Here is a 15540-nt window from a genome sequence, read left to right as displayed (position 1 = left end):
CAGTGAAGACAGCTTCAGCGGTGCTGCTCGTGGTGGTCATGATCGTGGCCACCACGATCGGCTCCGTCAGCATTCCGCTCGGTGACGCGTGGGCGGTGATCACCGGTCACCTCACGGGAAACACCGCCGGACTCGACCCTGTGTCCGACCAGATCCTGTGGCAGTACCGGGTTCCCCGTGTCGTGCTCGCCGCGCTGTGCGGAGCCGGGCTGTCGGTCGCGGGCGTGGTCCTCCAAGCGCTTGTCGCGAATCCGTTGGCCGATCCCTACGTGCTGGGCATCTCCTCCGGAGCGTCGGTCGGCGCGGTTCTCGTGCTGACCGCTGGTGTCGGCACGCTGGGCGTGTCATCGGCCGCTTTCCTTGGCGCGGCGGCATCTGTGGCCGTTGTGTTCGCCCTAGGGCAGCAGCGCGGACGGCTCGTTCCGACGCGGCTCGTGCTCGTCGGCGTCGCGGTGGGTTACGTGCTGTCGGCGCTGACGAGCTACATCCAGCTCCGCGCGAACCCGAACGAGCTGAAGTCGGTGATGTTCTGGCTCCTCGGCAGCGTGGCGGGGGCGCGGTGGGAGCAGCTCGGCCTGGTGAGCGCGGTCGTGCTGATCACCGTTGCGTCGCTCATGCTTTACGGTCGTCGGCTCAACGCTCTGGTCACCGGCGAGGAGTCGGCGACCTCGCTCGGCGTGGACGTCCGGCGCGCGCGGGTCGGGCTCCTGCTGACATCCTCGTTGCTGACCGGCACGTTGATCGCGGTGGCGGGCGGGGTCGGCTTCGTGGGCCTGATGATCCCGCACCTCGTGCGACTGCTCGTCGGCGCGGACCACCGCCGCGTGCTTCCCCTGGCTGCCTTGGGCGGAGCGCTCTACCTGGTGCTGGTCGACCTCCTGGCCCGCACTGTGGACAGTCCGAACGAGTTGCCGCTGGGCATCTTCACCGCGGCCTTCGGCGCGCCGTTCTTCTTGTGGTTGCTCCGCCGGGGCCGGGCGTTGGGGGAGACGTGAAGCTCGACATCGGCGGAGTCGGTGTCACCCTCGAAGGCAAGCCGATCTTGGACGGCGTGAACCTGACCGTGCCGCAGGGGTGTGTGGTCGGCCTGGTCGGCCCCAACGGCAGCGGGAAGTCGACCTTGCTGCGCACCGTCTACCGCTCGCTCCGCCCCTTGACGGGCGCCGTCAAGCTCGACGGCGCCGACCTGTGGGCCATGCCGATCAGAGCTTCCGCGCGGCGCGTGGCGGCCGTCCTCCAGGAAGGCGGCACTTCGGCGCTGACCGTCGCGGAGATCGTGGAGCTGGGCCGAACTCCGCACCACGGCGTGGTTTCCCGGGCCACGCCTGAAGATCGCGGAGCCGTGCGCGTGGCGATGGAGCGCGCCGGCGTGACGGAGCTGGCCGAGCGGCCGATGACGTCGTTGTCGGGCGGAGAGCGGCAGCGCGTGCACCTGGCGCGTGCGCTGGCGCAGGAACCCGCGCTGCTGGTGCTCGACGAGCCGACCAACCACCTCGACATCCGCGCCCGCTTCTCACTGCTGGCAACGGTGCGCGAACTCGGCGTGACCACGTTGGCGGTACTGCACGAACTCGACCTCGCCGTGCGCAGCTGCGACTTCCTGGTCGTGCTGGACCACGGCAAGGTCGCCGCGGCGGGCGAGGTGCTCGACGCGCTGACACCAACGATCTTCCGCGAGGTCTTCGGCGTGCACGCGAAGGCCGAGCGGCACAGCGACGGGGTGGTCCGGATTACGTATGCGGCCGACCCCTTGGGAGACTTGTAGCCATGTCCCACAGTGTGGCCACCGAACTCGAACTCATGATCGGTGGCATGACGTGCGCCGCGTGCGCGAATCGCGTGCAGCGCAAGCTGAACAAGCTCGACGGCGTGACCGCGACCGTCAACTACGCGACGGAGAAGGCGGCCGTCACCGCGCCCGCCGACACCGACCCGAGCACCTTGATCGCCACGATCGAGCAGGCCGGGTACACCGCGCGGATGGTCACCCAGGAGCCTGAACCGACGGACCCCGTGCGCGCGCTGCGGCACCGGCTGTTCGTCGCGCTCGTGCTGTCGATCCCGCTCTGCGACCTGTCGCTGGCGTTCTGGCTGCTGCCCGGCCTGCGCTTCCCCGGCTGGCAGTGGGTGTCGCTCGCCCTGGCGACGCCCGTCGTGCTGTGGTCGGCATGGCCGTTCCACCGCGCGGCCTTCAAGAACGCCCGGCACGGCGCCGCGTCGATGGACACGCTCGTGTCGATGGGCGTGCTCGCGGCCTTCGCCTGGTCGGTGTACTCACTGCTGTTCACCACGGGCTCCGAGCTGCACACCGGTTTCGAGATCACCACCGAGGCGGGCGGCTCCGTCTACCTCGAAGTCGCCGCGGGCGTGACCGCGTTCCTCCTCGCGGGCCGCTACTTCGAAGCACGCGCGAAGCGCAACGCTGGCAACGCCTTGCGCGCACTGTCCACTTTGGCCGTCAAGGACGTCACCGTGCTCCGTGACGGCGCTCAGGTCGTGGTTCCGATCAGCGAACTCCTTGTAGATGATCTCTTCATCGTGAAGCCGGGCGAGCGGGTCGGCGCCGACGGAGTGGTGCACGAAGGCCGTTGCGCCGTCGACAACAGCATGGTCACCGGCGAGTCGGTCCCCGTGCCCGTCGCGCCGGGGGACGCGGTGATCGGTGGCACGGTCGCGGTCGGCGGGCGGCTCATCGTGCGCGCCACCAAGATCGGCGCTGACACGCAGCTCGCCCAGATGGCCAAGCTCGTCGAGCAGGCGCAGAACGACAACGCCGACGTCCAGCGGCTCGCCGACCGCGTGGCCGGTGGGTTCGTGCCCGTCGTGCTCGTGCTCTCCGCGCTCACCTTCGCCGGCTGGCTGCTCTTCGGCCAGCAGACCGAGGCCGCGTTCACCGCCGCGCTCGCCGTGCTGATCATCGCCTGCCCGTGCGCGCTCGGGCTGGCGACGCCGACCGCGCTGCTCGTGGCGACCGGCCGGGCCGCGCGCCTCGGCATCCTGATCAAGGGCGCCTCCGCGCTGGAGTCCACCCGCGCCGTCGACACCGTCGTGCTCGACAAGACCGGCACCGTCACCAGCGGCAAGATGACCCTCGCCGCCGTCCACCCCCGCGAGGGCGTCGACCGCGCGGAGCTGCTGGCCACCGCCGGAGCCGTCGAGGACGCTTCCGAGCACGCCATCGCCGCCGCGATCGTGACCGCCGCGCGCCAGGAACTGGCTTCGTTGAGCCAGGTCCAGGACTTCGTCGCGCTCCCGGGCCTCGGCGCGCGCGGCGTCGTCGACGGGCGCGAGGTCGTCGTCGGCCGGACCAGTCTGCTCGCGACGCCGCTGCCCGACGAACTGGAAACCCTTCGGCAGCAATGGGAGTCCCACGGCAAGACCGTCGTCGCCGTGGAGTGGGACGGCTCCGTGGCCGGACTCCTCGCCGTCGCCGACACCGTCAAGCCCACCGCCGCTGCCGCCGTCGCCGAGCTGCGCAAGCTCGGGTTGAAGCCCGTGCTGCTGACCGGCGACAACGCCGCCACCGCGCACGCCGTCGCGCAGGAGGTCGGCATCGACGAGGTCGTCGCGGAGGTGCTGCCGCAGGGCAAGGTCGAGCTGGTCCAGCGCCTGCGCGAGGAGGGCCGCGTGGTCGCCATGGTCGGCGACGGCGTGAACGACGCGCCCGCGCTGGCCACCGCCGACCTCGGCCTCGCGATGGGCAGCGGCACCGCCGTGGCGATCAACGCCGCCGACCTGATCCTGGTGCGCGAGGACCTGCTCGCCGTGCCCGACGCCATCCGGCTCGCCAGGCGCACCCTCGGCACGATCCGCGGGAACCTGGTGTGGGCCTTCGGCTACAACGTCGCAGCCCTGCCGCTCGCCGCGCTCGGCCTGCTCAACCCGCTCATCGCGGGCGCGGCCATGGCGCTGTCGTCGGCGTTCGTGGTGTCCAACAGCATGCGGCTGCGCAAGTTCGCCTCCGCCAACCCCTCCGTCGGCCGCCCCGAGGACGACCGCATCACCGGCTAGCTAACCCGTTGCTCGCGCGCGGCGAGCCGCGGTGCTGATGTGCCACGCCACTGCGTACAGCAGCAGCGCGGCCACGAACGCGGCGCCCGCGCGCTTGGCGGCTCCGGTGGCCATCCCCTCGACGAGGGTGAACCACGGCGCGGGCGCGGTGGTGGTGGGGTAGCTGGTCTCGGTCCTGCCGTCGCCGTGATCAACGGTGATCGGACGCTCGTAGTCCGCAGAGGACACCGTGCTGAACGACTCGTAGTCCTCGTGGGCGTTCACGGCGAAGCCCAGCACGGGCAGCGCGACCAGCAACGCGATCACGCTCCACCGCAACGCGGGCCGCAACTTCGCGACGGCCTCCGAAGAGCGCAACCGGCCGCGGTGGTGCCAGAGGTACCAGCACACCGCGACGAGGCCGATGGCCGTGCTTCCGTTTTGCAGCAACGGTGACACCGTCAAGACATCCCACAACAGGTGCGAGGCGACGCCGATCAGAACGGAGATCAGCAGCCAGCCCACGTGCCGCGAACCAGGCCCCGGCAGACGCAGACCGGCGGGCAGCAGCGCGGTGATCGGCGCGCGCAGCGACCAGAAGACAGCGACCAGCCCGAGCGCGAAGGGGATGTCGATCAGCAAGCCCCACAACGAATGCGTCTGCGTGGCGTTCGGCAGGAGCGGGCCGTACCAGTCCTGGGCGCTGGTGGAGGACACGCCGAGCGCGCTCAGGAAGTAGGGGAGATCCGGCACCACGGCTCCCGCGACCAGGCCCGCCGGGACGAAAGGCTTGCGCAGCAACGGGAGCACCACTGCGGGATGCGACAACGTGAACGGCAACGCGGCTCCTTCAAGCCAGCAGCGGGGGGCTGGCCACCCAACCCCCCGCCAGGAGTTACCTGCCGCCCTTGGCCAGCTCCTCGATGTCCTTGGGCTCCAAGCTGCGCAGCACGGTCAGCATCAGCTCGGCGAAGGTGCGCACGGGACTGACGTAGTGCTTGCCGCCGACCTGCGTGGTCATCACGCCCGCGTTGAAGAAGTTGCGCACGATCCGCTCGGCGAAGTCCTTCAGCTGCTGCGGCATCGGCTGCCCGGTGGTGCGGAGGAAGTTCGCCTCGGCCTCGGCGGTGAAGTTCGCGACGACGTCCTTGGCGCAGGTCTTCTCCACCGGCCCCGGCTCCTGCTGCACCTCGTAGCAGTCCCCGGCCCGCCGCACCGTCTTGCGCTGGCCGTTCATCTCGACCACCGCCGACTCCAGGCCGATCAGGGTGCCGCCGTTGACGTCCTTGCGGGTGGTCTTGAGCTCGACGATCTTCAGGCCGTACTCCGTCTCACCGGCCTGGACCCCGCTGAGCAGCAGCGGACCCAGGTCGTGCAGCACGCCCATCTCGTCCGGCGGCAACAGCTCGAAGGCCCGGCGCGGGTTGCCGGAGAGCAGTCCCTGCACCAGGTCCCGGACCGCGGTCTCCGCGTCGCCGGTGCCGACCGCCGGGACCGGCTCCTTCGGCCACGCGATCTCCTCGAGCGCGAGGATGTTGTCGGCGATCGTGTAGAACATGCTCGCGTACCAGGTGCCGTCGACCTTCACCGAGGCGATCCGCACCGGCCCGCCGATCTGCTGCACGAGCTGGGCGACGTCGAAGGTGATGGTGCGGCGCTCGTCGACGCGACCGCCGGGGAAGGCGAGGTCGACGAACTTCTCCGCCAGCGGCAGCTTGGCCGTGTCCGAGGTGATGGTGATCTTGCCTTCGACCAGCTTCGACACCGCGACGTGGTCGTTGAGCTGCTCCTCGGCCTTCTCGTCGAAGCGCAGGCCCTCCGCCGCGAACTCCAGCCCGGAGATCTGGTCGGGGTTGGCGTCCGGCTTCATCACCTCAAGGCGCTTGAGCTCGTTCATCGACGCGACCGTGTAGTCCACGCTCAACTTCGACTCGGCGGGCGTCAGGCTCGCCATCATCCCCGGGATGTCACCCCGGCTGAGCGCCTGCACCAGCCGGGTGGCCGCCGCGGTCGGGGTGTTGCCGCCACCGCCGGAGAACGCGAAGACCGCGGTCACCCCGGCGGCGATCAGCGCCAGCACCGCGACGACGATCCCGACGACCTTGCCGGTGTTGCGCTTGGGGGGAGCGGAGAACACGGTTCCTGGCGGGTAGCCCTGGCCCGGGCCGGGCCCGTAGATCGCGTTGCTGCCAGGAGGCGGCCCGTTCTGCCACTGCTGCTGGGGCTGCGGCATCGGCGTGCCCATCGGCGGCGTGGTCATGTCCGGCCCGGCCTCGGCGGGCTGGGGCGTCGGCTGGGGGACCGCCCCCGCGGCCGGATCGGGCTTCTCGGGCGAGCCCGAATCGTTTCCCGGAGTGCTCACGGTCGGTCCTCCTGCGGTTCTTTCGCGTTGTGCACGGCGACACTAGGTCGTCGCGGACCCGAATCGGACAGCGGCCCACGAAGAGGGTCCCCGAAAGTGGGACAAGCAAAAGGGGGCCGCCCGGATTTTCCGGACGGCCCCCCTCGACGTGCGCGGCTCAGCGGCCGAGCTTCGCCAGTTCCTCCATCGCCGCGGGGTCCAGCCCGCGCAGGAAGGTCAGGGCCAGCTCGGTGATCGTGCCGGTCGGGCTCAGGTAGTGCTTGCCGTTCTCCTCGACCGTGGCGACGCCGATGTCGAGCAGGTTGCGGCCGATCCCGAGGAAGGCCCGGATCGCGGGCTCGGGCAGCACGACGCCCTCCTCGGCCGCGGCCATCTCCATCCCGGCGAGCACCTGGTCCAGGCACATGACGCGCTTGCCCTCACCGGCGTCGATGGTGACGCAGTCGCCGTCCCTGGCCAGCGTGATCCGCATGCCGCCGGTCTCCACCACGATCTTGCGCGGGCTGATCCGCTTGCCGCCGGGGATGTCCTTGGTCTCGGTCTGCAGCTCGATCAGCTTGGTGTCCGAGGGGGTCTCGCCGCTGAGCTCGACCACGAGCGCGTTGCCGAAGTCGTGCGCGACCGCCATCTCGGTCGGCGGCAGCAGCTCGATCACCCTGCGCGTGTTGCCGTCCACCGCCGCGGTGACCAGCTCGCGCACGGCCTGCTCCGGGCTCGCCGCGCCGACGGCCGGGATGGACTCCTTCGGCCAGGAGCGCCCGGTCATCTGCAGCACGAAGTCCGCGAGCGAGTAGTAGACGCTGGGGTACCACTTGTCGCCGACCTTCACGGTGGCGATCCGGACGGGCTTTCCGGTGCGCTGCACGACACTCGCGATGTCCACAGTGGACGTCTGCTTGGTCGACGCGCCGGGGGTGCCCTCCACGAGCTTGAGGAACTTCTCGGTGTACGGCGCCTGCGCGGGGTCCTCGGTCATCGAGAACCGGCCGGTGACCAGCTTCACCACGCTGATCCGGTCGTTGACCTTCTCCTCGGGCTCGTCGGCGAAGCCGACCTCCTGCGCGGTGAAGGCGCCGCTCATCTTCAGCGCGTCGGCGTCCGCGCGCAGCACCTCAAGGCGCTTCATCTCCGCCGAGGAGGTCATCGCCAGGTCGCGGAAGGCCTTGGCCTCCGCCGGGTGGACCCGGTCGAGCACGCCGACGGTGTCGTTCTTGTTCAGCGCGTCCACCAGGCCGGTCACCGCGGCCTGCGGGGACGAGCCCGGCGCGCCGCCGCCCTGCATCGCCACGGCCAGCGTGACGCCCCCGCCGACGAGGGCGACAACGCCCACGACGACACCGGCGATCAGGCCGGTCCTGCGCTTGCGCGGCTGCTGCTGGAGCGGCTGGGGCTCCTCGAAGATGATCCCGGGAACCTCAGGGACCGGCTGTCCCTCGGTGCTGCTCAATGTTTCTCCCCTGAATGAACGGTCCAGGGGCGCCCACGAGCACGGCGATCGCGCCGAGCAGCGCCAGCACGGCGCCGACCAGCACGGTCACAGGTCCCGTCCAGCTGATGCCGACCAAAGATCCCCCGTTGTCGGCGTGGACGGACGCGAACACCCCCACTGCGCCGGTTATCGCCGAGAACACGAGATTCGCTACAGCCGAGACGCGAGGAAATCCCACGAGGTAACCAGCGACACACAGCGCGGCCACCGGGCCGACCCCCGGCCAGACCAGCAGCAGCGCGCCACCGACCCCGGAGTCGAGTTCGAGCAGGCGTCTGACCAGGTCAGCGGCCTCGTAGCTGTTGCGGAGCACCGAGCCGGAGTGCAGCCACGGCAGGAACGTGCCGAGGACGGTGACGACGAGGCCGAGGATGGCGAGCCCGGTACCGGCCCGCCGCAACTGGAGACGCACGTCCGCATCCTGGCACCGGCTTCCGCAAGGGTGAGTCATCCCGGGGGTGCCTGTCGCTCGCTCGTAGCGCTCAGTACTCTTCCCGCCACTCGGTGTTCCCGGCCCTGGAGGTACGAAGACCATGCGGGTCCCGCTTACCGTCGCCGACTTCGTGGATCGAGCCGAGACCGTGTGGTCCGGCGCGACCGCCGTGGTCGACGAGCCCGACCAGCCAGCGGCCGCGGTGCCGACGACCACCTACGGCGACGTGGCGGCGCGGGTCAGGGCCTGGCAGGCGGGCTTGGACGCGCTCGGCGTCGGCGAGGGCGAGCGCGTGGCCGTGGTCAGCCACAACTCCAGCAGGCTGCTCGAACTGCTCTACGCCGTGCCCGCCAGCGGCCGGGTCTGCGTCCCGGTCAACTTCCGGCTGCGCGCCGAGGAGATCGCCTACATCGTCGAGCACTCCGGCGCCTCGACGCTGCTGGTGGACCCCGAGCTGGACGCCGACCTCAGCGGCATCACCGCGCCGCACCGCTTCGTGCTCGGCGAGCAGACCGAGACCGAGCTGATGCGCTTCGGCGTCGAGCCCCGCGCGTGGGCCGAGCCGGACGAGGAGGCCACGGCCACGATCAACTACACCTCGGGCACCACCGCGCGGCCCAAGGGCGTGCAGATCACCCACCGCAACATCTGGACCAACACGATGACCTTCGGGTTACACGTGCGGGCGTGGGAGCGCGACGTCTACCTGCACACGCTGCCGATGTTCCACTGCAACGGCTGGGGCATGCCCTTCGTGCTGGCCGGGCTCGGCGCCAAGCAGGTCGTGCTGCGCAAGGTCGACGGCGCGGAGATCCTGCGCCGGGTCGAGCAGCACGGCGTGACCCTGGCCTGCGGCGCGCCCGCCGTGTGGAACATGGTGCTCGACGCCGCCCAGGACTGGCAGGGCGAGATCCCCGGGCGCGGCTCCCTGCGCATCGTCTGCGCGGGCGCCCCGCCGCCCACCCGCACCATCGCGCGCATCGAGGAGGAGCTGGGCTGGGAGTTCCAGCAGCTCTACGGCCTCACCGAGACCTCGCCGACGCTGACCTTCAACCGCACCCGGCCGCAGGACGTCGACCTGCCCGCCGAGGAGCGCGCCCGCAAGCTCTCCCGCGCGGGCGCCCCGGCCATCGGCGTCCGGCTCAAGGTCTCCGACACCGGCGAGGTGCTGGCCCGCTCCAACACCGTGCTCGCCGGCTACTGGAACAACGAGGAGGCCACCGCCGACGCGCTCGACGGCAGCTGGTTCCACACCGGCGACGGCGGCACGCTGGATGAGGAGGGCCACCTGACGATCTCCGACCGGAAGAAGGACGTGATCATCACCGGTGGTGAGAACGTCTCCTCCATCGAGGTCGAGGACGCCGTGTTCAGCCACCCGGCCGTCGCCGAGGTCGCGGTGATCGGCGTTCCCGACCAGAAGTGGGGCGAGACGATCAAGGCGCTGGTGGTCACCGCCGAGGGCGCCGAGGTCAGCGAGCAGGAGATCATCGCGCACTGCAAGCAGCGGCTGGCCGGGTACAAGGCGCCGACCTCGGTGGAGTTCCGCGAGTCCATCCCGCGCACGGCCACCGGCAAGATCCAGAAGTTCAAGCTCCGCCAGCCGTTCTGGGCTGGTCAGGACCGTCAGGTCAACTAGGCTGGACGGGTGAGTTCGAATGGCCCCTTCTTCGCGGGAGGGGCCGTTTCGGTGCCCGAAAGGGCTTCCCAGCGGCGTCGCGCTGCGTAAGGTTCAGCGCGTCGGTCCTCTCCTCCCGGGCGGGGCAACGGGGCGGGACCGTGACCGATTTGTAGCCTTTTGTGACACGAGTGAGGGACGGGGCGCGTGTTTCTGCTGCTACGAGTGGCAGGAGTTGGGGCAGCGGTGCACAGTTGCGCTGCGTGTTCGGCGGGTGACACCGCGTCGGACGGCTCAGCGGGACCAGGAACAACCGTGGTCCGCCGTGGGAGGTGAGTTGATGTCGGCTCGTAGGAGCGGCAGCACGCTCGTCAGCGTGGCCCTCGCGATGGTCACCGCGGTCGGGATCGCGGGCACGGCGCAGGCCGTCCCCCCTCCGCCGCCCAACCCCAGCGACTCCGAGCTCCAGCAGGGGCGGGTGGACGTCGACTCCAAGGCCGGTGAGGTCGGCAGGCTGACCAACCAGCTGACCCAGGCCGAGACCAAGCTCCTGGAGCTCTCCGCCGAGGTCCAGCTGAAGATGGAGGACGCCAACAAGGCGCAGGTCGACCTCGACGAGGCCGAGGCGGCGGCGCTGGCGGCCAAGCGCGACGCCGACGGGGCCAAGGCCGAGGCGGAGGCGGCCGGGCGGGCCATCGAGGAGGTCCGCAAGCAGGTCGACGCCTTCGCCAGCAGCAGCTACCAGCAGGGCAGCACGGTCGGCTCGATCCGCGCGCTGATGGGTGTGCGCAGCGCCGACGAGCTGCTGGAGCGCCTGCGGATGCTCGACGCGGCCAGCGGCTCGCAGCTCACCGCGCTGGACAACATGCACCGGGCGCGCACCGACAAGGCCAACAAGGACTCGCTGGCCCGCAAGGCGCTGGAGGTCGCGAAGTCCAAGGAGGACGCGGCCGAGACCGCGAAGCGCACCGCCGACACCGCCCGCAACGCCGCGGTCAGCGCGCGGGCCGGGCAGGAGCGCAGGGCCGAGCAGCTGGAGAACGAGCGCGGCTCGGTCGAACGGCAGCTGGAGGAGGCCCGCAACCGGGTCGGCGGCCTGCAGAACCAGCGCCGCACCTTCGAGAACTGGCAGGAGGCCAAGCGCCGCGAAGAGGCCGAGCTGGCCCGCCAGGCCGCCGAGGCCGCGGCGGCGGCCGCCTCCGAGGAGCGCAGGCGCACCGGTGGTTCCAGCGGTGGCGGCAACCGGGGCACCGCGCAGAAGCCGACCAGGGTCTCGGGCAGCGGCGCCGCGCAGATCGTGATCAACCGGGCGCTCTCGCAGCTCGGCGTGATCTACGCGTGGGGCGGCGGTAACGGCAGCGGTCCGACGCGCGGTATCCGCGACGGCGGCGTCGCCGACTCCTTCGGCGACTACCGCAAGATCGGCTTCGACTGCTCGGGCCTGATGATCTACGCCTTCGCCGGGATCGGCATCAACCTGGCGCACTACAGCGGCTACCAGTACAACTCCGGCCGCAAGGTGCCGCTGTCGCAGATGCAGCCCGGTGACATGTTGTTCTGGGCGCACAGCGGCGGTCGCATCCACCACGTCGCCATGTACATCGGCGGCGGGCGGATGGTCGAGGCCCCGTTCTCCGGAGCCCGGGTGCGCGTCACCTCGGTGCGCTACGGCGGCATCATGCCGTACGCCACCCGCCTGATCTGACGCACGTTCTCCACCGCCTGCCCCCGCGCCCGATCAGGCCGGGGGCAGGCGGCTTTCCACGACCCTGGCCAGCGCGACGGCCTTGGCGCAGAGCGCGGGCAGCGGGTCGGACTTGGTCTCCACGGCGACGTTGACCAGCTCGTCCCAGCGGTCGTTCCACGCCGCCTTCTTGTCGTACTTGCGGAACACGATCTGCGCTACGCAGACGTCCGCGCCGTCGTTGCGCGCCTTGATGGTGTCGACGAAGACATCGCGCGTGCCGATCCGCATCAGCTCGCCGTCCTCGTCGGGGCCGGGGGAGAGCTCCCAGTTGCGCGACAGTGAGATCTCGGCCTCGACCTTGCCCTTCTCCCAGTAGCAGGTCCAGCCGCCGATCTTGGGCTCCACCGGCATGCCGGGGACGCCGAGCACCTGGGCCAGGTCGGCATCGCCCAGCAGGCTGCACGCCTCCAGCCGCGCGATCGACTCCTTCGCGAACGGCTCGCGGCGGCGCGGGATCTCGCCGCGGGAGAGCACGGCGAGCGCGTTGCTGAACGCGGCCTCGGCGATGGCGCACAGCGGAGCGGGCTTGTCCTGCTTGTGGTACGTGGTGATCTTGACCTGGCCGATGTCGGGCAGCGCGACCGCGCGCACGCACTGGCCGTCCTTTTCCGGCGGACGGTGCGGCCAGCCGAGCTGCCCCGGCGTGTACGGGCGCTCCGGGTACTCGTCGCGCTTGTCGAATTCCAGCCCCAGCACGATGAGGTCCTGGTCCTCGGCGCTCTGCTTGATGAAGAGGCCGCAGCGGAGGAACTCGCCGTACTCGGAGTCGAAGGTGACCTCGCCGAAGGAGGCCACGGCCGCCGCGTCGAGCAGGGAGCACGGGTCGGCGGTGCGCGGGTCGCCGAGCGAGCCGGGGACCACGGTCTGCCGCGTCAGGTAGATCGCCGCCCCCACCACCAGCGCGATCGCGACGGCAGCGGCTCCGAGGGCCAGCGCACGCCGCTTTCGCTTGCGGGGCAAGGAGAACACTGGGGTCGAGGTGCCGCTGATCGCGTCGAGCAGCTCCTTCGCCCGCTCCGCGCTCGGCCGCCGCGCGGGGTCCTTGTCGAGCATCCGGGCCAGCACGGGCTCCAGTGGACCCGCGCGCTTCATCGGCTCGGTGACCCCGGAGGCGGCGCGGCGCAGCTGCGCGAACGGTCCGCGCGTGGACTCACCCCACGGAGAACCGCCCTCGACGGCGGCGTAGAGGGTGGCGCCCAGGGAGAAGACGTCGGAGGCGGACTTCGCGTCGTGCCCGTCGGCCACCTCGGGGGCGAGGTAACCGGGCGTGCCGCCGACCTGGCCGCTGGTGGTGTGGGTGACCTCCGCCCACTGCGCGATGCCGAGATCGGTGAGCTTGGCGGTGCCGTCCTCGCTGACCAGCACGTTGCCCGGCTTGATGTCGCGGTGCACCATGCGGCGCTCGTGCATCGCGGTGAGCGCGGCGGCGAGCTGGGCGCCGATCCGCGCGGTGGTGCCGGGGTCCAGTGGGCCGTCGGCGTCCAGGACCTCGGCGAGGGTGCGCGCGGGCAGGTACTCCATCACCAGCCAGCGCTCGTCCTGATCCACGACCACGTCGAAGACGGTGACCACGTGCGGGTGGTGCAACCCGGCGCCGATCCTGGCCTCGCGGCGGATCTGGCCGTTGTCGCCCTCCTGCGAGCGCTTGAGCGCCACCTCGCGCCCCAGCTCGGTGTCGGTGGCCCGCCAGACCACGCCCATGGCGCCGGAGCCGATCCGCTCGTCGAGCCGGTAGCGCCCGGCGACCACCCGCTCACTCCCCATGGGCGGGCATCTTAGGCGGATGTCGGACATCACCGTTCGGCAAGGCCCGAAAATCTGGTGTTCACCTTAGTCCGATGGGGTGCGTGATTCACGGGGAATCTTGTTCCGGGCACGGGTGGCGAGGATGCTTGCCAGCCCAGAGCGCGCGAGACCGCATATTTGTGGTTGATCTACTGATTTCCTTCGGACATTCCGCGTGCTCCCGAAATGTTCGGCGCAGAGAAGGTGTTCTCGATGACGACTGGAATTCCCTCGTTCCCGGCAGCGGATGAGTCCGTGCTCGACACCTGCACCCGTCTCCGGGAGATCGGCCCCGTCGTCAAGGTCGCCTATCCCGGTGGCGTGCAGGCCTATCTCGCGCTGTCGCAGGCCGCCGCGCGCCAGATCATCGCGGGGGACAACAAGACCTTCCTCCGCGAGCCCGAGCACTGGCCCGCGCTGCACGACGGCACCATCGCCGAGGACTGGCCGCTGCGCGCGATCGTGCAGGGCAAGCACCTGTCCACCACCGACGGCGAGCAGCACCGGCGGCTGCGCGGGTTGATCACCAAGGCGTTCACGCCGAGCCGCGTGCAGGCGCTGCGCCCGCGTGTGCAGGCGATCGTGGACGAACTGCTCGACGGCGTCGCCGAGGCGGGCGACGGCGTCGACCTCGTGCCCGCCTTCACCGAGGCGCTGCCGATGTGGGTGATCTGCGAGCTGTTCGGCGTTCCCCGCTCCGAGCGCGCCCAGGTGCGGCGGTGGACGACGCTGCTGCTCTCGCACACCACGCCGCCCGAGGAGGCCTTCGCGACGCAGAACGCCTACCTGGGCTACCTGCACGAGCTGGTGGCGCGCAAGCAGGCCGAGCCCGGCGACGACCTCACCTCGGGACTCGTCCAGGCGCGGGACGCGGGCGACAGGTTCAGCACCGACGAGCTGGTCGGCGTGCTGTGGCTGATGGTGCTCGCCGGGCACGAGACCACCGTGCACATGCTGGGCAACGCGATCGTCGCGCTCGCGCAGAACCCCGATCAGCTGGAGCTGGCCAAGTCCGGGGACCGCTGGGCCGACGTGGTCGAGGAGACGTTGCGGTACCGGCACTCCGTGATGTGGACCAGCTTCCGGTTCACCGCGGAGGACGTCACCATCGACGGCGTGCACATCCCCAAGGGCGAGGCGGTCGGCGTGTCCTTCCAGGCGGCGGGCCTGGACCCGGAGGCGTTCGGGGAGAGCGCGGGGGAGTTCGACATCACCCGCGACCAGGGCGCGCACCTCGGCTTCGGCCACGGACCCCGGTTCTGCGTCGGCGCGCACCTCGCCCGCCTCGAAGGGCAGATCGCCCTCGCCTCGCTCTACCGGCGGTTCCCGGACCTGGGGCTGGCGATCGATCCGGCCGACATCCCGTACTCGCCGTCCTTCATCACCATCGGCCCCACCTCGATCCCCGCGACCCTGGGTTGAGACCCTTCCGGGCGTGGATCTGATCGTGTTGGCCGGGGGTTCGGGTCGGCGGCTCGGCGGGCGGGACAAGGCGGCGATCGTGCTCGGCGGGCGGACGCTGCTCGACCGCGTGCTCGACGCGGCGCCCCCCGCCTCGCGCGTCGTGGTCGTCGGGCCGCCGCGGGAGAGCGCCCGGCCCGTGGTGTGGACGCGCGAGGAACCGCCCGGCGGTGGTCCGGTCGCCGGGCTCGCGGCGGGCTTGGCGCTGGTGGAATCCGACGTCGTCGCGGTGCTCGCCGTCGACCAGCCCGGGGTCACCGCGTCCACTGTGGACAGACTGCGCGCCGCGCTGGCCGTCGGCGTCGACGGGGTCGTGCTCGTCGACGCCGACGACCGTCCACAGTGGACCGCTGGGGTGTGGCGCGCCGGGGCGTTGCGGCGGGCGCTGCCGGAATCCCCCGCAGGCGCCTCACTCCGCCGCGTGCTGGCCGATCTCGCCGTGCTCCACCTGCCCGCGGAGCACGCCGAGACCGACGACATCGACACCCCCGCCGACCTGGCCAACTGGCGCCACCCACCACGCCCCACGAACTAGAATTCCCTCATGCGCCTCATCCTCCCGCCCGCCTCATCGCGCGCCGGAGTGGTCTGAACCTTCCCGTTTCGTACTCCTAGCGGGAAAGAGAGCGATCCCAAATCCCGCTAGGAGTACGAA

General features: G+C 70.9%; 12 protein-coding genes. 7 read left to right on the top strand and 5 right to left on the bottom strand.

All coding sequences use genetic code 11. The annotated features are described in order from the left end of the window. Positions 1–2: 2 nt before the first annotated feature. The 3 genes from CCN37_RS02980 to CCN37_RS02970 are packed head-to-tail and all read left to right on the top strand — an operon-like array spanning position 3 to position 4011. On the top strand, positions 3–995 hold the full coding sequence (locus tag CCN37_RS02980; protein WP_246842783.1) for an iron ABC transporter permease: 993 nt from the start codon (positions 3–5) through the stop codon (positions 993–995). Beyond that, positions 992–1765, top strand: coding sequence for an ABC transporter ATP-binding protein (locus tag CCN37_RS02975; RefSeq protein ID WP_086819065.1), 774 nt, complete (start codon positions 992–994; stop codon positions 1763–1765). The genes CCN37_RS02980 and CCN37_RS02975 overlap by 4 nt, the downstream gene beginning before the upstream one ends. Before the next feature lie 2 nt (positions 1766–1767). Further along, a complete protein-coding gene (locus CCN37_RS02970; RefSeq protein WP_086819064.1) occupies positions 1768–4011 on the top strand; it encodes a cation-translocating P-type ATPase in 2244 nt (747 codons plus the stop codon). Here CCN37_RS02970 and CCN37_RS02965 read toward each other — a convergent pair whose 3' ends face one another. The 4 genes from CCN37_RS02965 to CCN37_RS02950 form a co-directional block, all read right to left on the bottom strand. Next, complete coding sequence (locus CCN37_RS02965) at positions 4012–4830, bottom strand: DUF4184 family protein (RefSeq protein ID WP_246842782.1); 819 nt, start codon at positions 4828–4830, stop codon at positions 4012–4014. Between the two features lie 55 nt (positions 4831–4885). Next, positions 4886–6352 (bottom strand): flagellar basal body protein FliL, encoded by a 1467-nt coding sequence (locus tag CCN37_RS02960; RefSeq protein WP_143261393.1) that lies wholly within the window; start codon positions 6350–6352, stop codon positions 4886–4888. A gap of 157 nt (positions 6353–6509) precedes the next feature. Continuing rightward, entirely contained in the window at positions 6510–7799 is a 1290-nt protein-coding gene (locus CCN37_RS02955) for a hypothetical protein (RefSeq protein ID WP_086819062.1), read from the bottom strand. After that, positions 7768–8253 carry a hypothetical protein gene (locus CCN37_RS02950; RefSeq protein ID WP_086819061.1) on the bottom strand — a complete coding sequence of 162 codons (486 nt, stop codon included), beginning with the start codon at positions 8251–8253 and terminating at the stop codon, positions 7768–7770. The genes CCN37_RS02955 and CCN37_RS02950 overlap by 32 nt, the downstream gene beginning before the upstream one ends. A 121-nt stretch (positions 8254–8374) precedes the next feature. Between CCN37_RS02950 and CCN37_RS02945 the strand changes: the two genes are divergently transcribed. After that, positions 8375–9913 carry an AMP-binding protein gene (locus CCN37_RS02945; protein WP_086819060.1) on the top strand — a complete coding sequence of 513 codons (1539 nt, stop codon included), beginning with the start codon at positions 8375–8377 and terminating at the stop codon, positions 9911–9913. A 319-nt stretch (positions 9914–10232) separates the two neighbouring features. Beyond that, complete coding sequence (locus CCN37_RS02940; protein ID WP_086819059.1) at positions 10233–11597, top strand: NlpC/P60 family protein; 1365 nt, start codon at positions 10233–10235, stop codon at positions 11595–11597. A gap of 33 nt (positions 11598–11630) precedes the next feature. Here CCN37_RS02940 and CCN37_RS02935 read toward each other — a convergent pair whose 3' ends face one another. Continuing rightward, positions 11631–13403, bottom strand: a complete 1773-nt coding sequence (locus tag CCN37_RS02935) for a serine/threonine-protein kinase (protein WP_168200495.1) — start codon at positions 13401–13403, stop codon at positions 11631–11633. 234 nt (positions 13404–13637) lie between these two features. Here CCN37_RS02935 and CCN37_RS02930 point away from each other — a divergent pair, with 234 nt between their 5' ends. Then, positions 13638–14846 (top strand): cytochrome P450, encoded by a 1209-nt coding sequence (locus CCN37_RS02930; protein ID WP_143261392.1) that lies wholly within the window; start codon positions 13638–13640, stop codon positions 14844–14846. A gap of 13 nt (positions 14847–14859) precedes the next feature. Further along, on the top strand, positions 14860–15420 hold the full coding sequence (locus CCN37_RS02925) for a molybdenum cofactor guanylyltransferase (RefSeq protein ID WP_086819056.1): 561 nt from the start codon (positions 14860–14862) through the stop codon (positions 15418–15420). Positions 15421–15540 lie beyond the last annotated feature (120 nt).

It is taken from the genome of Allokutzneria sp. NRRL B-24872, from assembly GCF_002155965.1.
GTDB lineage: Bacteria > Actinomycetota > Actinomycetes > Mycobacteriales > Pseudonocardiaceae > Allokutzneria.
The sequence above is the reverse complement of the archived record's forward strand: the minus strand, read 5'-3'. Positions and strand labels throughout refer to the sequence as shown.

Excerpts from the sequence above, each read along its gene's own strand:
- CCN37_RS02970 (WP_086819064.1), top strand. The coding sequence starts at position 1,768 with ATGTCCCACAGTGTGGCCACCGAACTCGAACTCATGATCGGTGGCATG.
- CCN37_RS02945 (WP_086819060.1), top strand. The coding sequence starts at position 8,375 with ATGCGGGTCCCGCTTACCGTCGCCGACTTCGTGGATCGAGCCGAGACC.
- CCN37_RS02940 (WP_086819059.1), top strand. The coding sequence starts at position 10,233 with ATGTCGGCTCGTAGGAGCGGCAGCACGCTCGTCAGCGTGGCCCTCGCG.
- CCN37_RS02935 (WP_168200495.1), bottom strand. The coding sequence starts at position 13,403 with ATGGGGAGTGAGCGGGTGGTCGCCGGGCGCTACCGGCTCGACGAGCGG.
- CCN37_RS02930 (WP_143261392.1), top strand. The coding sequence starts at position 13,638 with ATGACGACTGGAATTCCCTCGTTCCCGGCAGCGGATGAGTCCGTGCTC.